The sequence below is a fragment of the Psychrobacter sp. UBA3068 genome, from assembly GCF_002366815.1.
Classification (GTDB): domain Bacteria; phylum Pseudomonadota; class Gammaproteobacteria; order Pseudomonadales; family Moraxellaceae; genus Psychrobacter; species Psychrobacter namhaensis.
This window is the reverse complement of the sequence record NZ_DFBY01000027.1, coordinates 111,116-126,530: the sequence shown is the minus strand read 5'-3', so window position 1 is coordinate 126,530 and position 15,415 is coordinate 111,116. Positions and strand designations below refer to the sequence as shown.

Annotated in this window: 10 protein-coding genes; 5 read left to right on the top strand and 5 right to left on the bottom strand. The window is 44.5% G+C overall.

Features of this window, described 5'->3' with window-relative positions; genetic code table 11:
- Positions 1–277: 277 nt before the first annotated feature.
- Entirely contained in the window at positions 278–934 is a 657-nt protein-coding gene (locus B2P60_RS07240; protein ID WP_286740273.1) for an OmpA family protein, read from the bottom strand.
- A 525-nt stretch (positions 935–1,459) separates the two neighbouring features.
- Here B2P60_RS07240 and B2P60_RS07235 point away from each other — a divergent pair.
- The 5 genes from B2P60_RS07235 (at position 1,460) to minE (ending at position 6,183) form a co-directional block, all read left to right on the top strand.
- Entirely contained in the window at positions 1,460–2,413 is a 954-nt protein-coding gene (locus B2P60_RS07235; RefSeq protein WP_286740272.1) for an acyltransferase, read from the top strand.
- Positions 2,414–2,615: 202 nt separating this feature from the next.
- Positions 2,616–3,710 (top strand): hypothetical protein, encoded by a 1,095-nt coding sequence (locus B2P60_RS07230; RefSeq protein WP_286740270.1) that lies wholly within the window; start codon positions 2,616–2,618, stop codon positions 3,708–3,710.
- 137 nt (positions 3,711–3,847) lie between these two features.
- Positions 3,848–4,672 carry a septum site-determining protein MinC gene (minC, locus tag B2P60_RS07225; protein ID WP_286740269.1) on the top strand — a complete coding sequence of 275 codons (825 nt, stop codon included), beginning with the start codon at positions 3,848–3,850 and terminating at the stop codon, positions 4,670–4,672.
- Between the two features lie 405 nt (positions 4,673–5,077).
- On the top strand, positions 5,078–5,890 hold the full coding sequence (gene minD, locus B2P60_RS07220) for a septum site-determining protein MinD (protein ID WP_193005268.1): 813 nt from the start codon (positions 5,078–5,080) through the stop codon (positions 5,888–5,890).
- 2 nt (positions 5,891–5,892) lie between these two features.
- The gene (gene minE, locus B2P60_RS07215; protein ID WP_193005267.1) at positions 5,893–6,183 is read left to right on the top strand and encodes a cell division topological specificity factor MinE; all 291 of its coding nucleotides are present in this window, start codon (positions 5,893–5,895) and stop codon (positions 6,181–6,183) included.
- A 107-nt stretch (positions 6,184–6,290) separates the two neighbouring features.
- On the opposite strand, the gene B2P60_RS07210 is transcribed toward minE, so the two are convergent.
- The 4 genes from B2P60_RS07210 to B2P60_RS07195 form a co-directional block, all read right to left on the bottom strand.
- On the bottom strand, positions 6,291–6,818 hold the full coding sequence (locus B2P60_RS07210; protein ID WP_198333842.1) for a cytochrome b: 528 nt from the start codon (positions 6,816–6,818) through the stop codon (positions 6,291–6,293).
- Between the two features lie 127 nt (positions 6,819–6,945).
- The gene (locus B2P60_RS07205) at positions 6,946–7,461 is read right to left on the bottom strand and encodes a hypothetical protein (RefSeq protein WP_198333841.1); all 516 of its coding nucleotides are present in this window, start codon (positions 7,459–7,461) and stop codon (positions 6,946–6,948) included.
- A 17-nt stretch (positions 7,462–7,478) separates the two neighbouring features.
- Positions 7,479–8,483, bottom strand: coding sequence for a chemotaxis protein CheB (locus tag B2P60_RS07200; RefSeq protein WP_286740267.1), 1,005 nt, complete (start codon positions 8,481–8,483; stop codon positions 7,479–7,481).
- Positions 8,473–15,405, bottom strand: a complete 6,933-nt coding sequence (locus tag B2P60_RS07195; protein ID WP_286740265.1) for an Hpt domain-containing protein — start codon at positions 15,403–15,405, stop codon at positions 8,473–8,475. The genes B2P60_RS07200 and B2P60_RS07195 overlap by 11 nt, the downstream gene beginning before the upstream one ends.
- Positions 15,406–15,415 lie beyond the last annotated feature (10 nt).

Here is a 15,415-nt window from a genome sequence, read left to right as displayed (position 1 = left end):
CATAGTAAGTTATCATGCATAGTAAGACGTTTCATACTACAGCAATAAGAAAACTTTACAAATTATAGTGTTATTGATAATCATTATCAATATTTAATTTCATCTTCCTTCTTGATTTTATTAAATTATCCTTTAAGCAGGAATAAAAAATGGTTCAATCAAACATAAAAAAAGACCAGCAATAAGCTGGTCTTTTTTACGTGTTAAGTAAGATCACTTTTATCTAAGATAATTAACCACTATAGGGATAGCTGTTAAATCTCTAACAATCTATTGATTAGTTAACACTTTGTGGAGAGTTAATGGTTAGCTCAACACGGCGGTTTTGCTGGCGACCATAATCAGTGCTGTTATCAGCTACTGGACGCGATTCCCCATAAGCCACTACATTGATACGATTAGAAGCGACACCGCGAGCCGTCAGATAGTTAGCCACTGAGTAAGCACGATCACGTGACAGACCCATGTTGTACGACGCTGAACCTCGGCTATCCGTGTGACCAGCAATGTTCACAGTGGTCTTATTGTACTGGTTCATGGTAGAGGCCAGCTTATCCAGTGTTGGCTTGAAAGATGAGCTTAGAGTCGCATCGTCAAAGGCAAAGGTGATGTTACCTGGCATAACCAAATCGATGTTACCGGTGTTAGGGTTTTGCTCAACCGTCACGCCTGTACCAGCCATTTGTTGCTCAAGCTGCTTAGCCTGACGCTCCATATAATAACCAACACCTGCACCTAAAGCGGCCCCAATCGCAGCATCGCGACCTGTTTTGTCGCCGCCAGTTGCTTTTGAGATAGTAGCACCACCAGCTGCGCCAACTAGCGTACCAAGTGCGGTCTTATTTAGACGTTGTTGTCCTGTGTTTGGATCAGTAGTACAACCACTAAGCGCTAGGCCTGATGCAACTGCTGCAATCATTAATTTATTACGCATAATATTTCCTCTTAAGCTTAAAAAGTTATAGATAAAGTGTGCTTTTTATAAATATTTTCCATTAATTTTTTCTAGGTGTATATATACACTCGTTGTCATTATGGCAACTCCCATCTAACCATGTGTAATATTTTGTCATACCTGTGTATGAGAAGTGCAGAGTGCGTTACTAGATTGCTATACGGGCACATTTCTGATACTCAAATTTTTGATTTTTAGTACTGGTATCACAAGTCACGTTTACACGCGTACACTGGGCGGCCTTTCTGCTAAAATTAAACAATAGCAAGGGCTAAGTAACACTCGGGTATAGATGGCTGTCTTTAGAAGCGATGCTTAGCGTTTTCTCATGATGCCTCATGACTAAAACGTCTTGAGTTGATCATAGATTTATTTACAGACAAAAATTTATAATGTTACTTTTTTGACCCCATAAAAATATACATGTCTTTGAGCGTAGTCAAACAAGCATCTCCAGCAATGGATACTCTACATACTCATAAGATCGACCGAAAAGGATTTAGCATGCGACTAACATCTGCGATTCAAAAAATACACAAACGCACCCCAAAGTTAGGCAAAGCCGTTTCCCTTGCGACAGCCACTGGCGTCATCGCAGCCAATAGCTTCGGTGGTAGTATTCCTTTGTGGTTGATGGGCATCGGTAAAACGATTACTGGCGCACCGATTGCAGATAAAGCAGTCATCAAAATCACCAATCACTGGATCGGTAGTAACAATGCGTTAATCGACAACATACTGCCGCGTAAAGATTGGCGCATCAACTTACCCGATGACGTTCATATGCATGGTAAATACTTGCTTATCAGTAACCATCAGTCTTGGGTCGACACCAGTATCGTGCAGTACATTAGTGAAAAACGCCTGCCGTTAACCCGATTCTTTACCAAGTTTGAACTGATCTACATTCCCATTGTTGGCCAAGCCTTTTACTTTTTAGATTTCCCAATGATGCGCCGATACTCCAAAGAAGCCATCGCCAAAAATCCTGCCTTAAAAGGTAAGGACATTGAAGAAGCCAAGCGTGCCTGTGCCCTATTAAAAGACAAGCCGTTTACGTTATTAAATTATTTAGAGGGTACGCGCTTTACCAAGGCCAAACATACACAGCAGCAGTCCCCTTATACGCATCTCCTAAAGCCTCGCGCAGGCGGTCTATCATTGGCCATTAACGCGTTAGGTGACGATATCGATGGCATGTTAGATATGACCATTGTCTATCCGGATGGGGTACCGACTTATAGTGACCTTTGGAAAGGAAATATTAAACGTTTGGGTGTGGATGTCAGACATATCAAGATACCTGATGCCCTATTCACTGGCATCCAAAATGGTGGATATGAAAACGATGCCGCCGTAAAAGCGCAAATGTTTGAGTGGGTTGAGCAAATATGGCGCGAAAAAGACCAGCTGATTACAGATATGCTGGCTGAGTTTGAAGCAAACCTGCAAACTTAAGCCGTTTATGACGATTAAGAGCGTGAGTGCGTAAAGAAAATCAGTGCATAATTATAATAAAAGATGGGTTGTTTTTTAACCTTATTCATTGATAATGTGAATGGTTATAAGCTTATGGCTTTTTTCCCATGACTGACTTGGTGGCCATGTGCTGTCTGAGTCGCTTATTTTTTATGCTATTGATTACTTATAAGGTTTGACTGTGTCCGCCTCTCCTATTACTAGTCCACCGCTAGACTCAGCGCCCGTGCCGAATCAGTCGCCTCGTTTATCAGATGATAAGCTGCCCCGACCCAATCGCCCAAAGCCAAATCGCTTAAAACTTACTTATGATATCGTGATGATCATTGCGATCAGTATTGATCTGCTACTGATTAGTGTGGATGCGATTTTGATGAGTAACTTTAGTCACAATGTCGCAGGGTGGCTGAGCATTAGCGAGGCGCTCAACTGGTATCAAAATACTCTGCATGACCCTTTGCGTACTGTTGGTGGTTTTTTTACCGTCTTTTTAATTCTTGAGCTGTTGTTGCGTTGGGCGATTGCAGTGAAACAACACGTTTATTATCGCTGGTTCTTTTTTCCTTTTGTCCATTGGTACGAAGTACTGGGTTGTTTTCCGCAGCTACGAGCCTTACGTTTGTTTCGAGCAGTGGTCATCGGCAGGCGCTTATATCAGCTTGGCTACCAAGTACTGCCGCAGCCCTGGATCAATCGCATTACATTCTATATCGACTTACTCTTAGAAGAGCTGTCTGATCGCGTCATACTAACCGCTATCCAAAACTTCCGGCAACAACTGACCAACCCTGAGACGCACAAATCACTTATTGAATCCACGATTGCGCGAAATCGCACGGAAATTGAAGCCGCATTGTTGTCCGTACTACGGTCAGAGCTAGCACCCAAATTACAGGCATTGACGGCATCAACAGGCGGCGGCAATATGTTAGCCAGTGAGATGGGCCATGCTATTGAAGAAGGGTTGGCCAACACCCCCGAGTTACGCCGTTACCTGCGCATGATACCCATCGCTGGTAGTTTAATTGAATCGCAGCTACAACATGTCGGGCATAACATAGGTGAAAACGTCGTTTACGCGTTGAATAAACGCCTGCTTGACACTGAGCGTCTCGACGCATTGATGGTAGCGATTGCGAATGGTATTGCGAATATAGACACTGATAATACCGCACTAGATACCTTGATTTCGAGTATCATTGATGACAGTCTGACTGAGTTTGAAGCTCAAGTAAAAGTACAGCAGTGGAAACATCAAGACATGCTTAATTTGTAACCTGTACTTCTAACAACAGTGCGTATGGCTTAGTCATAAATAAAGTAAGTATGGCTCAGTAGTAAATAAACAATATGGTTCGATAATAAAATAGCAGCGTGAGTACAGCGATAGGATTATCTCTTGAGGATTTATATATGACAGTTTTAGATAAAAATAACCAGGCCTCGAGTGCCGCACCAGCGTTGGCCTTTTATGGCAAGATGCTGACCTTTTCACGTTTGCAGTTTAGTACCGATGATCTGGTCGCTATTGAAACCCAGCTTGCTGAAACGCTGAGCAATAAAACGAGCAACATCCCCATCCTCATCGATAGTGAGGTTGAGCAAGACCTATCAGCATTGGTAGAGCTGTTATGGTCATGGGGTCTACAACCTATCGGCGTAGTGACAGGCAAGCTGGACGAACAAGCACGCGCACAGCGCTTGGCAATCTTCCCCGCCGATGGCAAACGTATCGAGCGTATTTTACCGAGCAAAAAAGTAGCGCCGCAGGTCGCTAAAGTAGCCGAGGATAAAAATGCCGATTTGGCCAACAATAAAGACACCCCTGCAATCAACGACACAGCCACTGAGACAACGATATCTGATGTCACTGCAGAATCCCTAGTGAGCACGGAGCAAATTACCAGTCTCATTTATGACCAAATGCTACGCTCAGGGCAAAGCCTCAATCACGTCGGCGGTGACTTAATCTTGACCAATAGTGTCAATAGCGGTGCTGAAGCGATTACTGATAACAGCTTACACATCTACGGCCGTGCCCAAGGTCGACTGGTTGCAGGCGCGACTGGTGACAAAGATGCGCGTATTTTTTGTCAGGTTTTCAATCCATCATTGGTTTCGGTGGCTGGCACCTATTGCCTGCGGGACAACTTACCCGAGCACGTGATTGATAAGTCAGTGCAAGTCAGGTTTATAGAAGGTGAAGGTCTGGTGTTTACGGTGATGGATGAAACCTAACACACCCACTGATTTGCACCCATCAGTATTTTAGGCGCTTTTTAGAAGGGTCGGCTGACTAAGCTGATCGATTCTTAACGGCCTTATAAATGGCTTACTTAATATTATAGTAAGTTTATTTAACAAAATTGTTCTATGATGAATCGCTAGCTCTGCCACTATTTACCCTCTTCATAAATGCCTATTTTACTAGATAAAAAAGGCGGTATTAACTGGTAAATTTTAGGTGACGAGGCCGTGTGGTCTATATAGAAACTGTTTTTCTGCTTTAGTCTCGACCTGCTATAAATTTTTGTTTATTTATGCTAGGCTAGGTTCGCAGGTAGTGTATATATCGTATGTGAATAACATGCCGTTGCCCTATTTATATAAAGATAACCCATTGATTCATAGGAGTGTGCCATTGTGGCGAAGATAGTTGTAATCACTTCAGGTAAAGGCGGTGTGGGCAAAACCACGACAAGTGCCTCTTTTGCCGCTGGTTTAGCGTTGCGTGGCTATAAGACAGTCGTTATCGATTTTGATGTGGGTCTACGTAATCTAGACTTGATCATGGGTTGTGAGAACCGAATTGTTTACGATTTTGTCGATGTCATCACCGGTAACGCGCGCTTGTCGCAAGCCCTTGTCAAAGACAAACAGCTCGAAAACTTGTACATCCTTCCCGCCAGTCAAACCCGTGACAAAGACGCGTTGACAAATGAAGGTGTGGCGGAGGTTATGGCTGAGCTGTCTAAACAGTTTGACTATATTATCTGCGATTCGCCTGCTGGCATTGAGCGCGGGGCTCAGTTAGCAATGTATCATGCTGATGAAGCGATCATCGTCACCAACCCTGAGATCTCATCAGTGCGTGACTCAGATCGTATTATTGGTATTTTACAAAGCCAAACGAAAAAGGTCGCAGAGAATCAAGGTACGGTACGTGAGCACTTGATTATCACTCGTTACAATGCCGAACGTGCCGCTGCTAATGAGATGATGGATATCGATACGATTTCGAATGATATCCTAAAAGTGCCGTTACTTGGCGTGGTTCCTGAAAGCCATTCAGTGCTCGAAGCATCTAACCACGGTGAGCCCGTTATTCATTATACCGATTCTGTTGCTGGTCAGTGTTATGATGACATTGTCGCCCGTTTCTTAGGCGAAGAACGTCCACTACGTCATATTGACGTGAAGAAAAAAAGTTTATTACAGCGCTGGTTTGGGGGTTAATGATGACTAAGAAAAAAGGATTTTGGAGTAGCCTGTTTGGTACTGACGACAGTAGTAGCGCAGGCAGCGCTAATTTAGCTACTGAACGTCTTAAGGTTATCGTTGCTAGCGAAAATCGCTTAAATAATCGCTTAACCGTTGATCGTATCGAAAAAATGAAACGTGAAATACTAGAAGTGGTTAATAAGTATGTCAATGGCGTACAGATAGATGATGTCAATATCAATCATCGTTCTGAAGACAGCTTAGATGTACTAGAGATGAATATCAGTTTGCCTGAGCATAAAAAATAACGTCGTCAAACGCTCTTTTGTGCCTTGACGCCTTTATGCCGCACCTAAAAAAGCCCTAAGTATTCTCGTACTTAGGGCTTTTTTAATAAGAAGTAACACAAAAACGACTACTTCATGCGCGCTATCAAATTGTCTTTTTTCACAAACTGATGATACAAAGCTGCGCCAATATGGATAAGCGTAAACGCAATAATCGCAGGCCAGATAATATCAGTGTGCAAATCATTATAGGAGCGGGCCAAACCGCGATCTGGGGTGACAAACACTGGAATCTGAAACAAGCCAAAAATATCAACTGGTCGGCCACCATAGACCGTCATTAACAAGCCGGCCATTGGCATGGCGATTAATAACGCATACAAACCGAAATGGGTTAAGTGTGCCAGCAGGGCTTGCCACTTTGGCATTGGGACTGATGGCGGAGCTTTAGTCAATAGACGGTTGATGACCCGCGCTATCATCCAAAACAGCAAGCTGATGCCAAACGATTTATGCAATCCGATATAAAGGTTGCTATCAAGATTGTCATACAGCAGTATCATTACCCACGTGACTAGCAACAAAATCGCACTAATCCAATGAAAGATACGGCTACTGACAGACCACTTTGATACGTTTGAATTTACATTACTCATGAGCTGCCCTATTACCCTCGTCATCAATTAGCTGTCATGCATGTGATAGACAAAACAGCTATGATTCAGTAGTTAACCATGGACGATCGCCTTGAAAGCAAAGACCCACTCAACAACAGATGAAAAGTTAGCTGTCTAAATCAATTAATTGGTGCGCAATTTTATCTAAGTCTGGCACCAAGTAAGTTTTGTCATCAATCATAACGGTTTGAAAAAGGTAGGATAGCACAACGTTTTCATTAAGGGGTAACCCCCTATCATCCGTATCCATATTATTGAGTGGCTCAGAGTTATCGAACTGCTCAGGGACATCAATGTCTTTCACCTCAGAAATACGCACTTGGCGTGGTTGCAACTCGCCTGCCGTTTGCAAAGCCAAGCGGTGATCTGAGGTATTACCCTCTAATACCACGATTGTCTCTGGCGACTGCTCCTGTGGTAACAGATGAAATACCATCAGCGCTTGTTGCTGCCAGTCATAGGTTGACGTACGCTCGGCACAGTTTTCCACACTCAAAATCAGGCTACTTGGAATCAACCAGTCAGGTTGGTTAACAGCTGGAATAACAGTAACATCAAGCATACCGTTGTTTGTGGTCAGCAAGCTTACTGCCTCAAACGAATGTTTCAAAATTTGTTTCATACATCGCTCACCATAAGTTAAGGCGAAGAGCTTGTCACCGCCCTTTCACCAATATAATCCGTCAGTCTTTTTGCCAAATCCGCTGGACTACCGACAAAACCACAATACCCTGAATCAATAATAGCCTGAGGTTGACTTGAGCAAGCGCTCAAACTAGGGTCTTGCGCCCACAATTGACTGTTGTTATGTTGAATGAGATCCAAGTACTGGGACCCATCGTTGCCCATCCCTGAAAATATGATATTGATAAGCTCACTACCATAAACGTCGCTGGTGTTTTTGAGAATCTGACCGATAGCAGGTTTATACTCCCCGCTCCAAGCTTGATCTAACAGTATTACTCGACCTGTTGAATCACAGACAATCTGCTTATCGATAGGTGCTATAAGGCACTGACCGGCTCGTAAGCGCTGTGAAGAGGTAATGACCTGACAACGCCAGTTATTATGACGGTTGAGTATGCGCGGCAAGGTATCAATCATGGTTCTGTTAAAATGATGCGCCAGTAAAATACAAATCGGCAGCGTGGGCGACACGTTATCTAAAAACTCTTTTATGGCATTAGGCCCTCCCATAGAAGCGCCCAAAAAAACCACATAGCGCCACTCTATTTCAGGACTTTCATTCCTTTGAACAGGGGCATCTACTAAGAGCGGCAAAGCAAATATGTGTGCAAGCTTACGCTTTAACTTACGCTGCCATTTGGCATACTGCTGCGCTTCATTCAGATAAGGTGCTTGGCTAAAACCGACCAGTACGGCCGCGGGTTTAGAGGCGGTGGTCACGGTAAGTACATTATCATCGTAGTCACTGTCTATCAGCCAAATATCGATGGCCATATCGGTGAGCTCGCTTTTTTTTTGCAATTGCAGTCGTGACACACAACCAACGAGGGTAAAACCGCAACTGCGTACAGTGTCCGAAAAAGCCATACGCTGATGGTAGTCTTCTGCTACCACCATCACCTTGATATCATCTTTGTTTTTTTTACTCAGTGCCAAAACACGTGCATTATCCATCATGAGTCAAGCTGACCTTTTGACCCAGTATCTGCTGGATTTTACTGAGCAGCTCTTGCTCTTGGAATGGCTTACCCATGTAGTCATTCACGCCAATCTCTAGGGCACGCTCACGGTGCTTCTCACCCGTACGTGAGGTAATCATAATGATAGGAATGTGCTGTAAGCGCTTATTGTGTCTGACTTGGGTAGCGACCTCAAAACCGTCCATGCGCGGCATCTCAATGTCTAGCAGTATCATGTCTGGGGTCGTGTCTTGTAATATCTCAATCGCATCGATACCATCTTTTGCCACCGCCACATTAAACCCTTGGCGCTCCAAGAAACGTGACGTTACTTTACGTACGGTGACTGAGTCATCGACGACTAAGACCGTGGACTTAGACTCTAAACGACCTCGTTTAGCATCAGCGGATTTCGTGACGTTTTTACTTAACTGAGCATTACGCATTAACGCGATCAGATCTAAGATGAGCATTACTGAGCCATCGCCCATAATAGTAGCAGCTGAAATCCCAGGCAGGTTTGACAGCTGTTTTCCTAATGGTTTTACCACCACCTCAATACGTGACCCTGCGATTTGGTCAACTTGTAAAGCAATGTTGTGTCCTGTGCGGTTTTTAATAAGAATGAGCGGCAAACTGGTGTTGGTATTAACGACAAGCTCATTTAGCTTATTGCCTGATAAGATTTCATTTAAATAGCGTACCCGATAATCACCGTCCTCAAAGCTCAATGTTGCATCATTTGACTGATAATAGTCGTAAAGCTTTTCTGGACTGATACGAACCACACGCTCAATCTGCACCAATGGTATCGCATAATATCGATCGGCGGCCCGTACCACCAACGCATCAGACACGGCTACCGTCAGTGGTAAACGCATCGTAAAGCGTGATCCCTTACCTAACTCCGAGGTGACCGATACGGCGCCACCTAATTGACGAATCTCACTAATAACCACGTCCATCCCAACGCCGCGACCAGAGATTTGCGTCACTTGTTTACTGGTACTTAGGCCAGCATTAAAAATATATTGCATGATATCAAGATCAGTGAGGCTGTTATCGTCTGCGTCAATAAGACCTTGAGAGATCGCTTTATTACGTACCGCGTCTACATCAATACCGCGACCATCATCTACTAACTGAATGACAATCTCACTCCCTTCACGCTGTACTTCAAGAGTGATACGCCCGCTACGTTCTTTACCTGCTTTTAGACGCGTCGAGGTGTTTTCGATACCATGATCGACCGCGTTACGCAGCATGTGCTCAAGCGGCGAGGTAATACGCTCTAGGATGGTTCTATCCATCTCGTCATCAGCGTTGATGATTGTTAACTCAACAGACTTGTTAAGCTCGTTAGCGGTCTGACGCACGACCCGCTCAAGACGCGGGGTCAAGCGCGTAAATGGCACCATACGCGAATGCATAAGCCCATCTTGCAACTCAGTTTGTGTTCGTGACAGCTGTAATAAAAGACTTTCGCTATCACGTGTTTTCTCTAACAAGGTGTGGTTAATATCAACCAAATCCGACGCCGATTCTGTCAAGGACTTTGATAATTGATTCAAAGAAGAGTACTGATCCATCTCTAGAGGGTCAAAATCTTCATTCTCAATCAGCTCATCGTCTATCTGCGATAAAATTTGTGCCTCAAGCTCGATTTCCATCCGGCGTAACTGATCGGCTAGCCGCTGTACTGTGATACCCATATCTTCAATACTGTTGGTCAAGCTGCTCATACCCATATCGATACGCGCACGGTTAATGGCTGACTCGCCAGACAAGTTGATCATATGCTCGATCAACCCTCCTGAAATACGAATCATCTCATTATTGTTAGCACTCTGATCTTCCTCGTTGGTACTGCTAACCATCGCTGGCATGTCACTAATATCTTTCGCAAGATACTGTGAATCCTGCCTTTCTCTCGCTATGAAGATTGCTTCATGCTGTGCCTGTAGAGACTCCTTGGGTATTTGTTTTAAACTGTCTGGATTTTTACCAAACTGCTGTAACGCTTCAATGAGCAATGCAGGCGTTGGCGGATTGACATGCTGTCTAAGCATCGATACCGCATCGGCAAGCCAGTCATGACTGGCAACGAGTAACTCTAATACTTTTTTGGTAGTAGGACGGCGGTTATTCACAAAATCTTTATAAACAGCCTCCATTTCATGAGCCAGATCAGCGATGCCAGCCGCAGTAACCATTCGTGCCCCACCTTTGATGGTGTGCAAATCACGCTGAAGCGCTTGAAGCGCGGTTGTGTTACTTGTATCTTTTAAGAATAAATGCAGATATTTATTACGATTGGTAAGCTCTTCTGCTTCTTCTAAAAACACCGCCAATATATCAGGATCAGGCAAACCATGAGCCCATGACTGTTTAATCATAGTGTCTAGGCTTAAAGCATCAGACGCCGCATCGCTATCATAACTACTGTCAGCTGTACTTACCGTCTCAGAGTCAAAACGGCTCTTCGGTGCTGGTATGATGAGCTCTACCGTTTCTGGCAACGTTTTTGCTTTTTCAAACTGTTGTAATTGCTCGATAAGCGCTGAGGCAAAAAACGATTTTTTATAATTTACGATGTGCATCAATTGCAGTGACATCGTGTCCTGCACCACCTGCATAATCTCAAGCCATTGCGCTGTTGGTGCTCGTCTGTTCTCTACAAACGCTTCATAGATACTTTCAGCTTCGTGAGTCAAATCGCCGATACTACGAATACCTGCCATCCGCGCGCCACCTTTGATAGTGTGCAGGTGGCGTTGCAAAACTTTTAATGCATTAACATTGGTGATATCAGCACGCCATTTATTAAAGCTCTCGTCTAGCGCCGTATCAAGCTCCTGCGCCTCTTCTAAGAAGATCTCTAACAGTTCAGCGTCGGTATCAATAGACTCAAGCTGTAGATCAGGCGCTGAGACGGTTTGCACAGTAAAGATGCTTTCATTATGAGTACTGCTATCATCATTTTGGTAGATATTTTGCAGGTCATCAAGAGCTTGCTGATCGATTTTCAGTGACATACTACCCGCTAACGCATCAAACAAACCGACTAATTGGGCATGGCCGTCATGTAATACCGCTTGAACATTTTTGTCTCTTGCTTTGTCAGGATTATCCTGCAAGTAGGTATAAGCATGACCCAGCTCATTGAGGATTGAGGTGAATTTTGGAAACGCTTGGGCTTTATTGGCTAAATACTGTATTTGCGAAATTTGCTGCTCTATATAACTCTGAACTTGTGCTGTCTCAGAGTGGCTCAGTGCGGCATCTAACTCCCATTCAGCATCCAATAATTCATCGATATGATTGTCTAAAAGCTGCGCGATCGTTGGTTTATTATCCGATATAACCTCAGCATCGCTAACGCCATATGGCTCGCCCAGCATGGCTTGTAAAGAGGCTATATCTTGTTGACTTTGCGCGCCTTCTATCGACACATCTTGTGGCTGAATGTTTTGTTTGTAATTGTGCAAGTAGCCATCCATCAACGTGGCAGACTGAGCCAATGCTTCTAAATGCTGAGCATTCATGGCCGTATCGTGCTGCTGCAACAACTCCAAGCTATGCTCAATGGTGGCACTAACTTCACTGATAGCGGCTAAAGCACTAGAGCCAGACGCCCCTCTCAACGTGTGAAACGCCCGTACAATCGCATCGGTCACTTCAACGTAAGGCTGATTTTGATGTTCATCAACGAATTGATCAATATCGTGTAACAACCCTTCGGCTTCGTCGATAAAAATCTCAAAGAATGCTTTTTCTTTTTCGCTTTGCGGCGCTAAGATAATGGGTGCTTCTGCTATCATTTCGTTGACAGAGTTAATCGTCTGTAGCGTAATGTCTATCTCTTCGCTACTGTCATCATCAATAAGATTGGCTTCATCTACATCAGCTGGCACGACCCAATCTTGGTTGGCTTGCTCTTGCTCAAACTCATTCGATGCTTGCTCGGTCAAGGTAGAATAGCTGAACTCATCCCCTTGCTGTTTACTAAAAGCCTTAGCGCATGCAATCCATAGTGGCACCATAGTAGGGTATTCTTGACCGTTATTTTCAAACACCGTTAGCATCTTAGGATAGGCAGCTAACACATCTGCAATAAGCTGACACATATCTGCTGAGACCGTAATACTACGATCCAAGAGGCGATTCAGCATGTTTTCTATCGCCCATGCCAGCTCCGCAGTGTAGTTAGCCCCGACCATACGCCCCGACCCTTTTAAGGTGTGGAACCCGCGACGGATATCCGCCAGCACGCTTAAATCCGTTGGTGACAATTGCCAATTTGCACATAAAGGTATGATGTCTGCCAATACTTCATTGGCTTCTTCTATAAATATCTCTTTAATATCAGGATCGGCATCGCTCGCATCTACTGGCAACTGATCCGTCTCCGCCATAAAAGGCTCCAATACCGCTGGTATCGCTAGGGTAGATAAGGACGCAGGTTTACTGCTCCTTTCACTATCATTCCTGTCTTTGGTAGATTCATAAACGGTATCGAGAGAATCTGACAACTCAGCATAGTCCGCCGTCAAACTTGATACCTCAGTATCAGTAAGTGCAGGCTCAGAGGTGGGTAGCCCAGCATTGATAGATTGCTGCGTCATTAAATTGTGACTTTGTAAAATAGTAACAGCAGGGTCAAAACCTGGTAATTGCTGCGCTGCAAAATCTGTGACCAACGCTGGCAAACGCTTGGTCGTCTCTATCACAAGACTGACTACCTCATCTGTGACAGGTAAGGTCTTATCTAAAAGGCGATTGAGTAGGTTTTCGATTGACCACGCCATCTCACTGATACTAAAAGCCCCGACCATACGCCCTGAGCCTTTTAAGGTATGAAAGCCTCTGCGTACTTCCGTTAAGGGTGTTAAGTCCTGTGCATCCTGCTGCCAGATAGGTAAGAAGTCTTCTAGGTCAGTGATGACATCTGTCGCCTCTTCGATAAAGATGTCGCGAATCTCTTCATCTATCTCAAAGTTATCAGGCTTGACTTGCTCACGAGCGCGCATCAATGCAGCACTCTCGGTACTATTATTATTTTGGTCATTAGCGCTGTTACTGCCAACGTCGGTAGTCGCTTGCTCTACCACACTCTCACTGTCTATGTCTGAATCAGTAATAGGGGCAATCTCGCCACTATCATCATAACGAAGTACATTCGTTGCGGCGGGCTTTTGCGTCAGAAAAGTGTCGTTGATCGTCTCTGGTGCTTCAATATAAACATCTAGAAGCTGTGCGGCTTTAGCAGTGTGCTCATTGGCCCGTGTTAGTAACTGCTGGTTGAAAACTTGCTGCGCAAGGTAATCAAGCAGCAGCTCAATAGATGTTAGTCCCTCAGCTAGCGATTGGGTCATATCCCAACTGAGCGCTTCGATCTTGTGAGTTGCCAGTTGTGTAAATATGCTGGCCATGTCATTCATGGTTTGGCGAATGGCGGGTAAACCCATGTCAGCAAAAGCATCACCAATACGGGTAAAGTCTGTAGCCGTTGGCAACAGATGGATATCTTGACGCTGTATATATGCACTAAAGCTTTGCTTGACGTCTTCGACCGCAATACGTAGCTCACGCAAGCCTTCGCCAGCAGAAGTTGAATCCTGACTATCAGCCGTTTGCGTATCAACACTTTCGCCCACATCAGACCGCGTAATAAAAGAGGCCGCGTTTCCTATTTTAAGAGATATCGTCTGTTCGGTATTATAAATAGCACTGTACAGCTCTTGAAGCTTACGCTCAATCTGCCCCTGCGCTTGGGCAAAGCCTGTTTCTGACGATAAAGCGTGCTCTATATCTGTAAGCACCGTGTCGACTTGTGCCACATAGTATGTCCAGCCTCGCCCCTTAAGCTGACTTTTTATGTTTTGCAACGGTGTTAAAAGCGTGTCTGGCTTATCCAAATGGAAGATAAGTGTTTCAAGCTCACTTAGTATTCGTGGTAAAAAACGTGAAGGCGTCGGTGCGCTACGTGACACACCGCTTAGCGTAGACTGCGTGCGCTCACTGTTTTGGACTAGGCTATTTAACTCGGCATACACGCTGGTAGTTAAATGTTTAATAGTGCTCGATGACAGCTGAGTTTGCTGGACACAAGACGCTATCATTTGCTCAAGCTGACTTAACAAGGGTGCATACTGTTCAGGCAGCGGTGTGTCGTTATGAGTCAGATCATTGAGCCACAAGTCTGTTACATACCACAGGCGTTGTAAGTCACCATCCTGAGTGGTCTGCCATAAGTATTGACTGACCCTTGCTAATACCGTTAATAAAGAGGCCTGATTGGTATTGGTAACCAGTAACTCTTGTACTTGCTGTCGCCAAACCAGTAATAACTGTTGATAGTGATGGTCAGCCAACTGCGTAGCGGCTCTACTAGTCGGTACTACCACCTCAATATTATCGATAACACTGTCGTCAATAAAACGGTCGTCAGTAACATGGTCATCGACAGCGTTAGGGTATGAATGCTCACCTTGATGATCGATAAGACTAGCAGGTGAGTCAGTCTCTATCCCTAATTTTGCCAACGCCTGCGTAAGCTTGTTAGTAGCGTTACTAACAAAGGCGGTACGGTAACTGCTCGTATGTGCGTATTGATTCAATTCTCGCTGCAACAACTCATGAGACAGTTGGCCGATACGACGATGAGTAGAGTTACTATTGTGACTACTTGTGCGATTGCTTGCTTCTGCCAGCAAACTCAGTTTATTGGCGAGACTTGCCAATAAAGGCAGGCGGATCATGGTCAGCGCCCCACCAACCTGATGGTAGTTCTGTACCATCTGCTCGGCATTAGTGCGATCAGCGCCTAATTGCCAGCCCTCAGATATCTGTGATAATTGCTGATTAAACAGAGGTAACAACCATTCAAGCGTCACTATGTCATTGGGCTGGTTTTTCATCGGTTTATCC